General features: G+C 65.5%; 17 protein-coding genes. 8 read left to right on the top strand and 9 right to left on the bottom strand.

The genetic code is table 11. From position 1 onward, the window contains the following. Positions 1 to 86: 86 nt before the first annotated feature. The 5 genes from ACVMDN_RS21995 to ACVMDN_RS21975 all read right to left on the bottom strand — a co-directional run bounded on the left by ACVMDN_RS21995 (position 87) and on the right by ACVMDN_RS21975 (position 4,422). Entirely contained in the window at positions 87 to 821 is a 735-nt protein-coding gene (locus ACVMDN_RS21995) for an ABC transporter ATP-binding protein (protein ID WP_028336790.1), read from the bottom strand. Beyond that, complete coding sequence (locus tag ACVMDN_RS21990) at positions 818 to 1,210, bottom strand: endonuclease domain-containing protein (RefSeq protein WP_229190542.1); 393 nt, start codon at positions 1,208 to 1,210, stop codon at positions 818 to 820. Before ACVMDN_RS21990 ends, ACVMDN_RS21995 begins: the two co-directional genes overlap by 4 nt. Before the next feature lie 128 nt (positions 1,211 to 1,338). Then, complete coding sequence (locus ACVMDN_RS21985; RefSeq protein ID WP_141339995.1) at positions 1,339 to 2,172, bottom strand: ABC transporter ATP-binding protein; 834 nt, start codon at positions 2,170 to 2,172, stop codon at positions 1,339 to 1,341. Continuing rightward, positions 2,169 to 3,494, bottom strand: coding sequence for a high-affinity branched-chain amino acid ABC transporter permease LivM (gene livM / locus ACVMDN_RS21980; RefSeq protein WP_456834990.1), 1,326 nt, complete (start codon positions 3,492 to 3,494; stop codon positions 2,169 to 2,171). Before livM ends, ACVMDN_RS21985 begins: the two co-directional genes overlap by 4 nt. Positions 3,495 to 3,504: 10 nt before the next feature. Continuing rightward, positions 3,505 to 4,422: an ABC transporter permease subunit gene (locus ACVMDN_RS21975; protein WP_057018423.1), complete on the bottom strand. Its 918-nt coding sequence runs from the start codon at positions 4,420 to 4,422 to the stop codon at positions 3,505 to 3,507. A gap of 369 nt (positions 4,423 to 4,791) precedes the next feature. Here ACVMDN_RS21975 and ACVMDN_RS21970 point away from each other — a divergent pair, with 369 nt between their 5' ends. Continuing rightward, positions 4,792 to 4,938, top strand: a complete 147-nt coding sequence (locus tag ACVMDN_RS21970) for a hypothetical protein (protein ID WP_168858023.1) — start codon at positions 4,792 to 4,794, stop codon at positions 4,936 to 4,938. A gap of 93 nt (positions 4,939 to 5,031) precedes the next feature. On the opposite strand, the gene ACVMDN_RS21965 is transcribed toward ACVMDN_RS21970, so the two are convergent. Next, positions 5,032 to 5,784 (bottom strand): hypothetical protein, encoded by a 753-nt coding sequence (locus ACVMDN_RS21965; RefSeq protein WP_456834991.1) that lies wholly within the window; start codon positions 5,782 to 5,784, stop codon positions 5,032 to 5,034. Between the two features lie 192 nt (positions 5,785 to 5,976). Between ACVMDN_RS21965 and ACVMDN_RS21960 the strand changes: the two genes are divergently transcribed. After that, entirely contained in the window at positions 5,977 to 6,504 is a 528-nt protein-coding gene (locus ACVMDN_RS21960; RefSeq protein WP_076828512.1) for a hypothetical protein, read from the top strand. On the opposite strand, the gene ACVMDN_RS21955 is transcribed toward ACVMDN_RS21960, so the two are convergent. The 3 genes from ACVMDN_RS21955 to ACVMDN_RS21945 all read right to left on the bottom strand — a co-directional run bounded on the left by ACVMDN_RS21955 (position 6,484) and on the right by ACVMDN_RS21945 (position 9,351). After that, entirely contained in the window at positions 6,484 to 6,876 is a 393-nt protein-coding gene (locus tag ACVMDN_RS21955; RefSeq protein ID WP_028339924.1) for a carboxymuconolactone decarboxylase family protein, read from the bottom strand. The genes ACVMDN_RS21960 and ACVMDN_RS21955 overlap by 21 nt on opposite strands. 253 nt (positions 6,877 to 7,129) lie before the next feature. Beyond that, on the bottom strand, positions 7,130 to 7,912 hold the full coding sequence (gene pcaD, locus ACVMDN_RS21950; RefSeq protein ID WP_092090128.1) for a 3-oxoadipate enol-lactonase: 783 nt from the start codon (positions 7,910 to 7,912) through the stop codon (positions 7,130 to 7,132). 83 nt (positions 7,913 to 7,995) lie between these two features. Then, positions 7,996 to 9,351 (bottom strand): 3-carboxy-cis,cis-muconate cycloisomerase, encoded by a 1,356-nt coding sequence (locus ACVMDN_RS21945; protein WP_456834992.1) that lies wholly within the window; start codon positions 9,349 to 9,351, stop codon positions 7,996 to 7,998. Positions 9,352 to 9,561: 210 nt separating this feature from the next. On the opposite strand from ACVMDN_RS21945, the gene ACVMDN_RS21940 reads away from it, so the two are divergent. From ACVMDN_RS21940 to ACVMDN_RS21915, 6 genes are all read left to right on the top strand, one after another. Continuing rightward, complete coding sequence (locus ACVMDN_RS21940; protein WP_016840413.1) at positions 9,562 to 10,008, top strand: SRPBCC family protein; 447 nt, start codon at positions 9,562 to 9,564, stop codon at positions 10,006 to 10,008. Between the two features lie 155 nt (positions 10,009 to 10,163). Next, positions 10,164 to 10,649, top strand: a complete 486-nt coding sequence (locus ACVMDN_RS21935) for a (2Fe-2S)-binding protein (protein WP_028336799.1) — start codon at positions 10,164 to 10,166, stop codon at positions 10,647 to 10,649. 36 nt (positions 10,650 to 10,685) lie between these two features. Then, positions 10,686 to 11,492: an FAD binding domain-containing protein gene (locus ACVMDN_RS21930; protein WP_050383296.1), complete on the top strand. Its 807-nt coding sequence runs from the start codon at positions 10,686 to 10,688 to the stop codon at positions 11,490 to 11,492. Between the two features lie 48 nt (positions 11,493 to 11,540). Further along, positions 11,541 to 12,446 carry an AAA family ATPase gene (locus tag ACVMDN_RS21925; RefSeq protein ID WP_057018429.1) on the top strand — a complete coding sequence of 302 codons (906 nt, stop codon included), beginning with the start codon at positions 11,541 to 11,543 and terminating at the stop codon, positions 12,444 to 12,446. Positions 12,447 to 12,551: 105 nt separating this feature from the next. Next, entirely contained in the window at positions 12,552 to 13,754 is a 1,203-nt protein-coding gene (locus tag ACVMDN_RS21920) for a vWA domain-containing protein (protein ID WP_310881182.1), read from the top strand. 29 nt (positions 13,755 to 13,783) lie between these two features. Continuing rightward, positions 13,784 to 14,107: an XdhC family protein gene (locus tag ACVMDN_RS21915; protein WP_018272401.1), complete on the top strand. Its 324-nt coding sequence runs from the start codon at positions 13,784 to 13,786 to the stop codon at positions 14,105 to 14,107.

Raw genomic sequence — 14,107 nt, 5'->3', positions numbered from 1 at the left:
TTCGCGGCGAAGTCACCGGCAATTTTCAGGCAAATCGACGCTGCATCCGCCGCATCTTGCTTGCGGGGGCGGCACGGAACGTCAAGCTAGCCGCGGCGGCCGCCTTCCAGATAGGCGGCGCGGATTTCCGGGCGCTGCAGCAATTCGGCGCCGGTTCCGGCCAGCGTGATCAGCCCGTTGACCATGACATAGCCGCGATGGGCGAGCTTCAGCGCATGGTTGGCGTTCTGCTCCACGATCAGCACGGTGAGGCCGTCCTGCCGGTTCAGCGTGCGGATGGCGTCGAAGATCTGCCGCGCGATCAGCGGCGCGAGCCCGAGCGAGGGCTCGTCCAGCATCAACAGCCGCGGCCGGCTCATTAGGGCGCGGCCGATCGCCAGCATCTGCTGCTCGCCGCCCGACAGCGTGCCGCCGCGTTGTGCGACGCGTTCCTTCAGGCGCGGGAACAGCGCGAACACCCGCTCCAGCCCGGCTGCACGTTCGGCCTCGCTGCATTCGGTGGCATCGGCGCCCATCTGCAGGTTTTCCGCGACGCTCATGCGCGGAAAGATCCGCCGGCCCTCCGGCGATTGTGCGATGCGCAGCCGCGCGATCTCGTGGGTCGGCACGCCGGTGATGTCACGGCCGTCGAACTCGATGGCGCCGGCGCGAGCGCGCGGCCTGCCGAAAATCGTCATCATCAGCGTCGACTTGCCGGCGCCGTTGGCGCCGATCAGGGCGACGATCTCCCCGCGATTGATCTCGATATCGACGCCCTTCAGCGCCTCGATCTTGCCATACGCCGCGCGCACGCCGCGCACCGCGAGCAGGGGCTGGGTCATGACTCGTTCCCCTTCTTGGCCGACATGGCGGTGTCGGTTCTCCCTCCCCCTGAAAGGGGGAGGGTTGGGGTGGGGGTTGTCGCCGCTTGCGCCAATCTCTCCATGTGCGTGACCAAGTCGCTCAGCACGCCGTCCAAATTCGACAGCACGTCGTTGTTCCAGTAGCGAACCACGGTGACGCCTTTTTCCGCGAGCCATGCGGTTCGGCGATCGTCGGCCTGCTTCCGCTGCTCGGCATGCTGCCCACCGTCCACCTCAACAGCCAGACCAAGGCGCGAGCAGTAGAAGTCGACGGTGTACGGGCCGATCGGGTGCTGCTTGCGGAAAGAGAAGCCGTTGAGTTGATCGCGACGCAACGCACGCCAGAGGCAGGCTTCCGCATCGGTCATGTTTGCGCGGAGAGATCGCGCCCGTGCCGTCATATCTTTCGTGCGGGAAAAGCGTGACCCCCACCCGCCCGCTTCGCGGTCGACCTCCCCCTTGCAGGGGGAGGTGGGGGGCTTGCTGGCTGCGCTCGTCACGTGCCGCTCTCCATCACGGCGATCGCCTCTTCCTCGTCGGCGCCGAGATAGGCGGCGATCACCTTGGGGTCGTCGCGCACTGTCTGCGGCGTGCCTTCGGCGATCTTGACGCCGTAATCCATGACCACGACGTGATCGGAGATCTCCATCACGACCGACATGTCGTGCTCGATCAGGAGGATCGAGGTGCCCTGTTCGTTGCGGATCGACAGCAGCAGCTCGTTGAGCCCGCCGCTCTCGCGCGCGTTCAGACCGGCCGCCGGCTCGTCGAGACAGAGCAGCACCGGTTCAGTGCACATCGCGCGCGCGATCTCGAGCCTGCGCTGGTCGCCATAGGGCAGGTTGCCCGCGGCATCGTCGGCGCGGTCGAGCAGGCCGACGCGCGCGAGCCAGGTCCGCGCCAGATCGATGGCGCGCTGCTCGGCCTCGCGCCAGGACGGCAGGCCGAGCAGCCCGAGCAGGGTCAGGCCCGAGGCGCGCATCAGCGCGTTGTGCTGGGCGACCATCAGATTTTCCAGCGCCGTCATGCCGGGAAACAGCCGGATGTTCTGGAAGGTGCGCGCCACCTTGGCCTGCTTGGAGATGCGGAAATCGTTCAGCCGCTCGAGCTGGATGGTGCGGCCGTCGTCATGGGCGAGGCGGATCACGCCCCCGCTCGGCCGGTAGAACCCGGTGATGCAGTTGAACACGGTGGTCTTGCCGGCGCCGTTCGGCCCGATCAGCGCGGTGATCTTGCGCCGCTCGGCCGCAAAGGACAGCTCGTTGACCGCGACGATGCCGCCGAAGCGCATCATCAGGCGGTCGACGGTGAGGATGGGGTCGCCGCTCATCCGTGGCCCTCCTTGACGAGGTCGGACGAGATCGCCTGGTTGCGTTCCAGGAACACGGTCGGCGCGCGATGGCCGATCAGCCCGCGCGGCCGCCAGATCATCAGCAGCACCATCGCCATGCCGAACACCAGCATGCGGTATTGATCGAGGCCGCGGAACAGCTCGAAGCCGCCGATCATGGTCAGCGCGGCGAGCGCCACGCCAAGCTGCGAGCCCATGCCGCCGAGCACCACAATCGCCAGCACCAGCGCCGATTCCTGGAAGGTGAAGGATTCCGGGCTGATGAAGCCCTGCCGGGTGGCGAAGAACGCGCCGGCGAGGCCGCCGAACATCGCGCCGGTCGCGAACGCCGTCAGCTTGGTGGTCGTGGTGTTGATGCCGAGCGCGCGGCAGGCGACCTCGTCCTCGCGCAACGCTTCCCAGGCGCGGCCGATCGGCAGCCGCCGTAGCCGGATCGTCACCCAGTTGGTGATCAGCGCCATCGCCAGGATCAGATAGAACAGGAAGACGAGGCGGTGGGTCGGCGAGAATTCGATGCCGAGCTTGGCGGCGAGCCCGTCGTCACCCGCCGTCAGCGGAATGCCGAACATGGTCGGGCGGGGAATTCCCGAGACGCCGTTGGGGCCGCCGGTCAGGCTCTGCCAGTTGATGATGACGAGGCGGATGATCTCGCCGAAGGCGAGCGTCACGATCGCAAGATAGTCGCCGCGCAGCCGCAGCACCGGGAAGCCGAGCAGCACGCCCCAGAACGCCGCCAGGATGCCGGCAAGCGGCAGGCAGACCCAGAACGACAATCCGAAATTGGTCGCAAGCAACGCATAAGAATAGGCGCCGACCGCGTAAAACGCGACATAGCCGAGGTCGAGCAGGCCGGCGAGGCCGACCACGACGTTCAATCCCCATCCCAGCATCACATAGGTCAGGACCAGGATCGACAGGTCGAGAATGTAGCGCTGGTTGTAGAAGATGACAGGCACGAGGAAGGTGAACACCAGGAGCGCCGGCGCCAGCCAGCGGCCGGCGAACGACATCGCCGATTGCACCGGCTTCGGCACGATGCGGTCCTTGTCGACCGGTCCCCACCATTGCCGCAGCAACTCGACGACGATGCTGCCGCCGAACGCGGTAGCGACAAGGGCTGCGAGGTCGCCGAACCGCGTCCAGTAGATCAAGCCGCCCTGCGGCCCGGCCTCGGTGCGAATGCCGATCATCAGCGAGAACAGCACCAGCGCGACAAGGGCGCTGATCAGGGCCTTCTTGAGAATGAAGGCGCTGCCCGAGGGCTGCGCGGCGTGCGAGGGGCGGGCTGAGGTCGCGCTCACGAAGTGCCTGTCAGACTTTTTCGACTTCGGGACGGCCGAGCAGGCCGGTCGGCATGAAGATCAGCACCACGATCAGGATCGAGAACGCGGCGACGTCCTTGTACTCAACCGAGAAATAGGCCGACCAGAACGTCTCGATCAGGCCGATTGCGAGCCCGCCGAGCATCGCGCCCGGCAGCGAGCCGATGCCGCCGAGCACGGCGGCGGTGAACGCCTTGATGCCGGCGACGAAGCCCATGAAGAAATCGACCAGGCCGTAATACAGGAGATACATCATGCCTGCGACGGCGGCGAGCGCGGCGCCAATCACGAAGGTCATCGAGATGGTGCGGTCGACGTCGACGCCGAGCAGCGCGGCCATGGTCTGGTCCTGCTCGCAGGCGCGCATGTCGCGTCCGAGCCGGGTGCGCGAGACCAGCCAGGTGAACAGCGCCAGCACGACGATGGTGGCGAGCACGACCATGATTTGGATGTTGGAGAGCTGCACGGCGAAGCCCGACGAGCCTTCATGCAGCGTGTAGCCGCCGGTGATGATCGGCGGCACCGGCTTCACCCGCGCGCCCTGCGACACCTGTGAGAAATTGGTCAGCACGAATGACATGCCGATCGCCGAGAGCATCGGCGCCAGGCGGAATGAATGCCGCAGCGGCCGGTAGGCGATGCGCTCGATGGTCCAGCCGTAGAGCGCCGTGATCGCCATCGAGACCAGCAGCACAATCAGGAGGATCAGGGGGATCGCGGTGAGGCCGAGCGACACCAGCACCAGGAACGAGATCAGCGCGGTGAAACCGCCGATCATGAAGATGTCGCCATGGGCGAAGTTGATCATGCCGACGATGCCGTAGACCATCGTGTAGCCGATGGCGATCAGGCCGTAGATCGAACCGAGCACGAGGCCGTTGATCAGTTGCTGGGCGAAATAATCCATACGCTGCCGTCAGAGCCTGTTCGGTTGAGAACCGACCAGGCTCTCGTGTTGATCTGGACGCGCTTTCTTCACGCGAACCGGTTCCCACTTCGCTCGAAAACGCTACGTCGAGGGTGACGCGGCGAGGGCCCCGGCAGCCTGATCCGTCGCGTCGTGTCGTTTTCTAACAGTGGAACCCCGGCCGCGGCAACAGCGTGGCAGCAGCAGAAAGGGCTTGTACATAACTAGTTTGGCGGATGCGGTTCCGATGTCACAGGGCCGACATGGCCTTGCCTTGCAATGATCACGCCGGAACCCGTGTTCCCCGAGCAACCGCGCTTCCGACGCGCGCGTTGTCCCCAGCTTGATGAAAGCAAAGGGAGTAGCTGAATGAGCAACCCAAATCAGAATCCGGGACAGCCGAACCAGAACCCCAATCAGAAGCCCGGCCAGCAGCAGCAGGGCGGCGGCCAGAAGCCCGGCCAGCAACAGCAGGATCAGGGCCGGCAGGGCCAGAAGCCCAATCCGGAGCGCTAATTCGGACAATTGAGCCGAACTAGCAGGGAGGCCTCGCCGAAAGGCGAGGCCTCCCTTGTTCAGGCTGGACCCTTTTCGCTTGGGCTGTCTTGTTCAGGCCAACTGGTCGGCGAAGCGGCCGCGGAAGGCGTACGAACCGAAATGCGTGAGCTCGCTTCGAAGGTCGAGCCAGATTTCGCCGCCGAGATCGATCCAGCGCCGGCAGAACGCGTAATCTTCGGACAGATACTCGCCGGTTGTCTTGTCGATCATGCATTCGAACAGCGAGACGCGGTCGAGGTCGGCGCGAACCAGGTCGCCGGTGTCCAAGTCGTTGCTCTTGTGGTTCGCCCGATATTTGAGTTCGGGATGGGCGTCGCACAGCCTGACGAGGGCGGATCGCTTCATCATGAGAAAGCCGGTTCCGGCATATCGGACCTTGGCGAAGCCGTCGCCGCGAGATGTGATCTGGTCGCCCTCCCATGTGACGACATAGTCCAGCGAGGATGACGCGAGGTTCTTGCGCTTGGCGTCCGCAGCCCGCTGCACCTTTGCCCAATCGATGTGCTTGAGCGGATAGGCCGCGGCGGAAACGTCGGCACCGCAATCCAGCAGCCGGAAGACGGACTCGGGTTCGAACCCGATATCGGCATCGATAAACAGGAGATGGCCGGATGCAAGGAATTGGTGAGCCAGTTCGTTCCGGGCGCGCACGATCAGCGATTCGTTTCCGATCAGATGGAACTGGATGTCGATGCCTCGGGCAGTGGCCGCAGCCTGAAGCTTCAGGGAGGACAACACATAGGCCATCTTCAGATCGCCGCCGAAGCAGGGCGTTGCGACGAAAACGCGTGTTCTTTCGGTCATTTTACCCCCTTTATCCCCGGCCGATGCCGATCTTGCGCAGATCCCGGCCGGCCCCGATCGCATCGATCCGGAACCATGGCATCGCGCTTAACCTTAACAAAGGGTTTAAATTGCTGCCGGCAATTGATCGGCGTTAGCTCGCAAGCTGAACCGTCGCCGGTCTGAAAGGCGCGGGATGCACGGGAAGCGGCAATGTCGAACAACTGGCGGATCAGCTCCTTCAACGGCGCGCTGCTTGCGGCCTATTTCATTCCGGTCTGGACCATCATCGCCTTCAGCATCATGGTGTCGCCGATCCACGGCCTCTATGAGCGGCCGAGCGTGTCGATCGCGTTCTATGCCAGCGACTATCTGCACCTCGGCAAGATGGCGACGGTGCGCCTCGCATGGCTGCTCGCGCTGGCGCGGATCACCGTGGTGGCGTTCTTCGCAGTCTTCCTCGCGATGGCCGCCTTCTCACCGCTGCGCAAGAGCAGCAGCGGCGCCGACGAGGCGCTGGCGGTGGCGCTCTGCCTCGGCAGCGTGCTGAGCTTCGCCAGCATGATGATGGCCTCCAAGGTCGGCGAGGTCGAAGCGTTGCGCATGCATGCGGCCGAGCTCCTGATGCTGCTCGGGACCGCGATCGTGATGTTGTTCGAGACTGCGCCGAAACGGGCCGTCGAGCCGCCCGTCGCCGAGGCGGGCGCGCCTGCGAGCGAGCTATCCCTTCAGCAGCCCTAGCTCGGCAATGATCGCGCCGGCTTCCTTGACGGCGTGGTTGGCCGCTGGCACGCCGCAATAGATCGCCTGCTGCAGCAGGATCTCCTTGATGTCCTCGGGCGTGAAGCCGCCCTCGGCGAGCGCGGCGCGCACATGCAGGCGGAATTCGTCCCACTGGCCGAGCGCGACCATGGTGCCGATCACAAGCACACGCCGGGTGCGGTGATCGAAATGCGGCCGGGTCCAGATGTCGCCCCACGCATAGCGCGTGATCAGGTCCTGGAAGTCGGTGTTGAACGCGTTGCGGTTCTTGATCGACTTGTCGACCCATTCATTGCCGAGCACCTTGCGGCGCTGCGTCATGCCGTCGTCGCGGCGCTGATTGTCGTCCATGGATGTCTCCTCATGAAATCGTAGCCCGGATGGAGCGCAGCGCAATCCGGGGCTTCAGCGTTGGCCGAAAGACTTGTCCCGGATTTCGCTTCGCTGCATCCGGGCTACGTGCTGATTGTCGCCCATAGAGCATCTTTCCCGGTTACGTCATTCCGGGGCGGTCCGCAGGACCGAACCCGGAATCTCGAAGTTATGGATGCGGATCGAGATTCCGGGTTCGATGCTTCGCATCGCCCCGGAATGACGATGACCGTTACCGTTGCGTCAGGAAGCCGACCACGGCCTCGGTGAAGGCGTGCGACTGCTCGACGTTGGAAATGTGCGCGGCATCGAGCAGCGTCATGCTGGCGCCGGGAATGCCGCTGCGGATCATTTCGCCTGCCGACACCGGCGTTGCCATGTCCTGCTTTCCCGCGATCACCAGGGTCGGGCTCTTGATCTTCGGCAGCAGGGCGCGTTGGTCGAGTGTCGATAGCGCCTCGCAGCAGGCGAGATAGCCTTCGACCGGCGAGGCAATCAGCATCGCCTTCATGCGCGCCGCGGTTTCCGGCTCGCGCTCGCGGAAATCGGCGGTCAGCCAGCCGGCGATCACGGCGTCGGCGACGGCGGCGATGCCGCCTTCCTTCACCGCCTTGATGCGGTTCAGCCAGTTGGTCGGATCGGGATAGTAGCAGGCGGTGTTGGCGAGGATGATCTTGCCGAATCTTTCCGGGGCATTCGCTCCCAGCCACTGTCCGACCATGCCGCCCATCGACAGGCCGCACCAGTGCACCTTCTCGATGTTGAGGTCGTCGAGGATCGCCAGCACGTCGCGGCCGAAGCGCTCCATGGAGTAGGGGCCCGCCGGCACGCCGGATTTGCCGTGACCGCGGCGGTCGTAGCGGATGACGCGGAACAGCTGCGTTAGTGCCCGCATCTGCGGCTCCCACATCTGCAAGGTGCAGCCGAGCGAGTTCGACAGCATCAAGGTCGGCCCGCCGTCGCGGCCGTCCACCTGGACGTTGAGCAGGCACCCGTCGGCGTTGATCATCGGCATCGTCTTGTCCCTCTCGTCATGCGCTTGCCGGGTCATCTGCGCGAACATGCGCTTCGCGCTGTTGCCCGGCAATGACATCGTCGCTATTTTTCATCCAGTGAAGCCAGCAGGCGGTCGATCAGCGCTTGCGAGGCGCCCTGATAGGCCATCGGCTCGAACAGCTCCGCGATTCGTTTCGCGTCGAGATGCGCGGTGACCTTGGCGTCCGCCGACAGCACCTCGCGCAGGTGCTTCTTCTCCGCGACCGCGCGCTTGCTGGCGGCCTCGATCAGATGATGGGCGTCGCTCTTTCCGATCTTGTCGGCGAGCGCAAAGGTGACGGCTTCCGCCATGATCAACCCTTGAGTCGCATCGAGATTGACGCGCATCCGCGCCGCATCGACCTCGAGCCCTTCGGCGAGATCGACGATGGCAGCAAGCGCGCCCGAGGTTACCAGCATCAGGCCCGGCAAGGTCGGCCATTCCGCATGCCACGGACCGGCGCTGCGCTCATGATCCTGCACCTGCGCGGCGAAGATCGTCGCGGCGAGATTCGGCGCCATGGTCGCAGCCCCCAGCGTGCTCGCGGCGGCGACCGGATTGCGCTTGTGCGGCATGGTGGAGGAGCCGCCGCGGCCGGCGCCGGCCGGCTCGAAGGCCTCGCCGACATCGGTCTGCATCATCAGCGACACGTCGCGCGCGATCTTGCCGCAGCTGCCGGCGAGGATGGCGAACACCGACGCGGCCTCGGCGATGCGGTCGCGATGGGTATGCCAGGGCGCATCCGGCAGCGGCAGATCGAGCTCTCGCGCAAGGGCGGCGGCGACCGCCGGCCCGTTATCGCCGAGCGCGGCGAGCGTCCCGGCGGCGCCGCCGAATTGCAGCGCCAGCGTCTCGCGGCGCAGGCGCAGCAAGCGCTTGCGGGAGCGATGCAGCGCCGCGGCATATTCGGCGAGTTTCAGCCCGAACGGCATCGGCAGCGCATGCTGCAGCCAGGTCCGCGCCACCACGGCGGTGTTGCGATGGGCGCGGGCAAGCCCGGCGAAGCCGGCGACGGCGCGGTCGAGGTCGGCCAGCAGCGCGTCGATCCCCGCACGCAACGACAGCATGGTCGCGGTGTCGATGACGTCCTGGCTGGTCGCACCCCAATGCACGTAGCGCGCCGCCTCGGCGTCCGCCTTGGCGACATTGGCGGTCAGGGCCTTCACCAGCGGGATCGCCAGATTGCCGGACCGCGTCGCGGCGTCGGCCAGCGCGGCCAGGTCGAATGATTCGGCCTTGCAGGCGGCGCCGATTGGTCCTGCGCCAGCTGCGGGAATCACCCCGCAGGCCACCTCGGCGCGGGCCAGCGCGGCCTCGAAATCCAGCATGTTCTGCAGCGTAGCGGCGTCGTTGCACACCGCGCGCATCGCGGCGCTCGACAACATCGGCGCAAGCAGGGGAGAGAGGGCTGTGCTCATGGCCGGCGACCTAACCACTGTCGCGCGTCGCTGCCAATGCCCCGGAGCTGCCTGCATTTTCAACACCGGGGATTGCGCGATTTCGTGAACGATCGGCTTGGCTTGCTGCGGTTGCGAATATGCATCGCTCATCCTCCGAAGGTGCCCTTTCCTTTGCGCCCCGGCTGCTTTACTTGGGGGAAAAGGTTCTAGCGATCGAGGAGATCCCCCATGGCCATGACAATGACCGGCGAAGTCCAGCTTGCAGCGCCGCGCCAGGCTGTGTGGGACAAGCTCAACGATCCCGAAGTGTTGAAGGCCTGCATTCCCGGCTGCGAAGAGCTGGAGAAGACCGACGAGGGCGGCTTCCGCGCCACCGCCAAGATGAAGGTCGGCCCGGTCTCCGCCCGCTTCAAGGGCAAGGTCACCTTGAGCGATCTCGACCCGCCGAACGGCTACAAGATCTCAGGCGAAGGCGAGGGCGGGGTCGCCGGCTTTGCCAAGGGCGGCGCCACCGTGGGCCTTGCAGACAAGGATGGCGGTACGCTTCTGAGCTACAATGTGGAGGCGCAGATCGGCGGCAAGCTCGCCCAGCTCGGCCAGCGCCTGATCAACGGCGCCGCCAAGAAGCTGGCCGATGAATTCTTTGCAAATTTCGCCAAGGCGGTGCAGGGTTAGCCCCGCCTTTCGGCTGGATTATTCAGGTCCGGCCATGTCCTGGAGGGGTGGCTCGAAAGGTTGCCCATCGCGGGGCGCGCCCATATTATGCCGTCTGGAATGATTTAAAACCGCCTGCTTCGCCGATATGCGGTGGCGCAGATAAGAGAGTGCTGATGGCCAAGATTTCAATGATCGTGAACGGCAACCCCGTGAACGCGAACGTCGACCCCCGTACCCTTCTGGTCCAGTTTCTGCGCGAAAACCTGCGGCTGACAGGCACCCATGTCGGCTGCGACACCTCGCAGTGCGGCGCCTGCGTCGTGCATCTGGACGGCAGGGCGGTGAAGTCCTGCACGACGCTTGCGGTGATGGCCGACGGTCACGAGGTCAAGACCATCGAGGGGCTTGCAGCCGACGGTGCGCCGCTGCATCCAATGCAGGAGGCCTTCCGCGAGCATCACGGCCTGCAGTGCGGCTTCTGCACGCCGGGCATGATCATGACCGCGGTCGACCTGGTCCATCGCAAGGGCCACGAGCTCTCCGACGAGGTGATCCGCGAGGAGCTGGAAGGCAATCTGTGCCGCTGCACCGGCTACCAGAACATCGTTGCTTCGATCGCCGCCGGTGCCAAGGCGATGGCGAAGTCGGACCTCGCCTAGTCAGCAATTCATCGCGAGCGCGATCAGGACATTCCAATGTACGAATTCAAATATCACCGTCCCGGCACCGTGCGGCAGGCCGCCAACCTGCTGGTGAAGAACGAGGACGCCAAGCTGATCGCCGGCGGCCACACGCTGGTGCCGGTCATGAAGCAGCGGCTCGCCAGCCCGCCGCATCTGGTCGATCTCTCCCACATCGAAGGTCTCGACACGATCGAGATGAAGGGCCGCTCGCTGGTCATCGGCGCCACCGCCAAGCACGCCGAAGTCGCGAACTCCGCGGTCGTGGGCGAGGCGATCCCGGCGCTGGCCGAGCTTGCCGGCCTGATCGGCGATCCCGCCGTGCGCCACCGCGGCACCATCGGCGGCTCGCTCGCCAACAACGACCCGACCGCCGACTATCCGGCCGCGGTGCTGGCGCTGGGCGCGACCATCGTCACCAACAAGCGCCGCCTCAAGGCCGAGGAGTATTTCCAGGGCCTGTTCTCGACCGCGCTGGAGGCCGACGAGATCATCACCAAGGTGATGTTCCCGGTGCCGAAGAAGGCGGCCTACGTCAAGTTCCGCAACCAGGCCTCGCGTTATGCGTTGGTCGGGGTGTTCGTGGCCAAGCGTCCGTCCGACGTGCGCGTCGCGGTCACCGGTGCGGGCTCCGACGGCGTCTTCCGCGTCACTGCGTTCGAGGACGCGCTGAAGAAGCGCTTCTCGCACAAGGTGCTCGACGGCATCGCGGTTTCGGCCGACGGGCTGAACAGCGACCTGCACGGCAGTGCGGAATACCGCGCGCATTTGATCGGCGTTTTGACGCGCCGGGCGGTGGAAGCCGCGAACGCCAAGGACTAAGTACCAAGGCGTGACTTTGCTGACCTCTGTTCGAAGACTGGCTGTTCCATGAGTGCATCGGCGTTACCCACTTCCGTCGATGCGCTCGAGGATCTCCTGACCTCGCGCGGCTATCTCGCCGAGCGGTCGCTCGCGACCGTGACCTATCTCGCGCTGCGCATGGGCCGGCCGCTGTTCCTCGAAGGCGAAGCCGGTGTCGGCAAGACCGAGATCGCAAAGGTGCTGTCGGCGGCGCTCGGGCGCAAGCTGATCCGCCTGCAATGCTATGAAGGCCTCGACGTCGCCTCCGCGGTCTATGAGTGGAGCAGTGCGGCGCAGATGATCGCGATCCGCCTTGCGGAGGCTTCCGGCGATACCGATCGCGACCAGCTCGCCAGCGACATCTTCGCCGAGCGATTCCTGATCAAGCGGCCGCTGCTGCAGGCGCTCGAGCCCGATGTCGCGGGTGCTCCGGTGCTGCTGATCGACGAGCTCGACCGCGCCGACGAGGCGTTCGAGGCGTATCTGCTGGAAATCCTCAGCGACTTCCAGGTCACGATCCCCGAGCTCGGCACCGTGAAGGCGCCGGCGCCGCCGATCGTGATCATCACCTCGAACCGCACCCGCGAAATCCACGACGCGCTGAAGCGGCGCTGTCTCTATCACTGGGTGGATTATCCCACAGCCGAGCGCGAGCTCGCGATCGTCAAGTCGCGGGTGCCGAACATCTCCGCAAAGCTGTCGCAGCAGGTCGTCCGCTTCGTGCAGGCGCTGCGCAACCAGGATTTCTACAAGTCGCCGGGCGTCGCCGAGACCATCGACTGGGCCACCGCGCTGTCCGAGCTCGACGCCCGCTCTCTGACCCCGCAGGTCGTCGGCGACACGCTGGGCGCGCTCTTGAAGTATCAGGACGACATCGCGCGCATGCAGGGCGATGCGTTGCAGAAGACATTGAAGGAAGCGACGAGCGACTAGCCGTCATTCCGGGGCACGCGAAGCGTGAACCCGGAATCTCGCGCCGCAATCTCCAGATTCCGGATCCGCACTTCGTGCGGTCCGGAATGACGAGGCCAAACAACAATGGCGATCAACCACCTCGCGCCTCCGACCGGCCACATGGCCGACAACGTGATCGGCTTTGCCCGCGCGCTGCGGGCGGCCGGGCTTCCCGTCGGGCCGGGCTCGGTGATCGATGCGCTCGACGCGCTGCAGCTGATCGAGGTCGGCCATCGCTCCGATTTCTACGCCACGCTGGAAGCGATCTTCGTCAAGCGCCACGAGCACGCGCTGATCTTCCGCCAGGCCTTTATGCTGTTCTTCCGCGCCGCCGAGGAGTGGAAGAGCATGCTGGATTCGGTGCCGCTGCCGGACCACGCCAGGAAGAAGCCGCCGCCGGCCTCGCGCCGCGTCCAGGAGGCGATGGCGCAGCCGGCGCGGAGCGAGGAGCGGCCGCAGGCCCAGGAGCAGGAACTGAAGCTCTCGGTCTCCGACAAGGAGATCCTGCAGAAGAAGGATTTTGCGCAGATGACCGCGGCGGAGATCGCCGAGGTGACGCGCGAGATCGCCAAGATGCGGCTGCCGCAGGCCGAGCTCGTGACCCGCCGCTACCAGCCGGACGCGCGGGGCCTGCGGCTCGACATGCGCCGCACCGTGCGCAACTCGCTGCGCACCGGCGGCGAGATCATCGACATCCGAAAGCTCGGCCGGATCGAGAAGCCGGCGCCGATCGTGGCGCTGCTCGATATCTCCGGCTCGATGAGCGAGTACACCCGCCTGTTCCTGCACTTCCTGCACGCCATCACCGACGCCCGCAAGCGGGTCTCGGTATTCCTGTTCGGCACCCGCCTGACCAATGTGACGCGGGCGTTACGGGCCCGTGACCCCGACGAGGCGCTGGCGAGCTGCTCGTCCTCGGTCGAGGACTGGGCCGGCGGGACGCGGATCGCGACCTCGCTGCACAGCTTCAACCAGCTCTGGGCCCGCCGGGTGCTCGGGCAGGGCGCCATCGTCCTCCTTATATCCGATGGACTAGAACGGGAGGCTGATGCCAAACTGGCCTTCGAGATGGACCGATTGCACCGTTCCTGCCGCCGCCTGATCTGGCTCAATCCGCTGCTGCGCTACTCCGGCTTCGAGGCCAAGGCGCAGGGCATCAAAATGATGTTGCCCCACGTTGACGAATTTCGCCCGGTGCATAACTTGACGTCCATCAAGGGCTTGATCGGGGCGCTGTCATCCCCCCCGCCGGCGCACCACCGCAGCCTGATCCGCTCTGTAGCCTAAGAAGCCTGACCCGATAGCAGGAGGCCACCATGCTGAACCGCGACGAAGACATCCTGCAGGCCGCCGAGACCTGGCAGAAAGAGGGTCATGGCGTGGCGCTTGCCACCGTGGTCGAGACTTGGGGCTCGGCGCCGCGCCCGGCCGGCTCGAGCCTGGTCATCAATGACGACGGCACCTTCCTCGGCTCGGTCTCCGGCGGCTGCGTCGAGGGCGCCGTCGTGACGGAAGCGCTCGACGTCATCGCGAGCGGCCAGCCAAAAATGCTCGAATTCGGCGTTGCCGACGAGACCGCCTGGAATGTCGGCCTGTCCTGCGGCGGCACCATCCGCGTCTTCGTCGAGAAGGTTGGTTAG

It is taken from the genome of Bradyrhizobium sp. USDA 4510 (assembly GCF_054059095.1).
This window is presented reverse-complemented; position numbering and strand designations above follow the sequence as displayed.

Excerpts from the sequence above, each read along its gene's own strand:
- ACVMDN_RS21970 (WP_168858023.1), top strand. The coding sequence starts at position 4,792 with ATGAGCAACCCAAATCAGAATCCGGGACAGCCGAACCAGAACCCCAAT.
- ACVMDN_RS21995 (WP_028336790.1), bottom strand. The coding sequence starts at position 821 with ATGACCCAGCCCCTGCTCGCGGTGCGCGGCGTGCGCGCGGCGTATGGC.
- ACVMDN_RS21915 (WP_018272401.1), top strand. The coding sequence starts at position 13,784 with ATGCTGAACCGCGACGAAGACATCCTGCAGGCCGCCGAGACCTGGCAG.
- ACVMDN_RS21925 (WP_057018429.1), top strand. The coding sequence starts at position 11,541 with ATGAGTGCATCGGCGTTACCCACTTCCGTCGATGCGCTCGAGGATCTC.
- ACVMDN_RS21990 (WP_229190542.1), bottom strand. The coding sequence starts at position 1,210 with ATGACCGATGCGGAAGCCTGCCTCTGGCGTGCGTTGCGTCGCGATCAA.
- ACVMDN_RS21955 (WP_028339924.1), bottom strand. The coding sequence starts at position 6,876 with ATGGACGACAATCAGCGCCGCGACGACGGCATGACGCAGCGCCGCAAG.
- pcaD (WP_092090128.1), bottom strand. The coding sequence starts at position 7,912 with ATGCCGATGATCAACGCCGACGGGTGCCTGCTCAACGTCCAGGTGGAC.
- ACVMDN_RS21920 (WP_310881182.1), top strand. The coding sequence starts at position 12,552 with ATGGCGATCAACCACCTCGCGCCTCCGACCGGCCACATGGCCGACAAC.
- ACVMDN_RS21975 (WP_057018423.1), bottom strand. The coding sequence starts at position 4,422 with ATGGATTATTTCGCCCAGCAACTGATCAACGGCCTCGTGCTCGGTTCG.
- ACVMDN_RS21930 (WP_050383296.1), top strand. The coding sequence starts at position 10,686 with ATGTACGAATTCAAATATCACCGTCCCGGCACCGTGCGGCAGGCCGCC.
- ACVMDN_RS21935 (WP_028336799.1), top strand. The coding sequence starts at position 10,164 with ATGGCCAAGATTTCAATGATCGTGAACGGCAACCCCGTGAACGCGAAC.
- ACVMDN_RS21965 (WP_456834991.1), bottom strand. The coding sequence starts at position 5,784 with ATGACCGAAAGAACACGCGTTTTCGTCGCAACGCCCTGCTTCGGCGGC.
- ACVMDN_RS21960 (WP_076828512.1), top strand. The coding sequence starts at position 5,977 with ATGTCGAACAACTGGCGGATCAGCTCCTTCAACGGCGCGCTGCTTGCG.
- ACVMDN_RS21940 (WP_016840413.1), top strand. The coding sequence starts at position 9,562 with ATGGCCATGACAATGACCGGCGAAGTCCAGCTTGCAGCGCCGCGCCAG.
- ACVMDN_RS21945 (WP_456834992.1), bottom strand. The coding sequence starts at position 9,351 with ATGAGCACAGCCCTCTCTCCCCTGCTTGCGCCGATGTTGTCGAGCGCC.
- ACVMDN_RS21985 (WP_141339995.1), bottom strand. The coding sequence starts at position 2,172 with ATGAGCGGCGACCCCATCCTCACCGTCGACCGCCTGATGATGCGCTTC.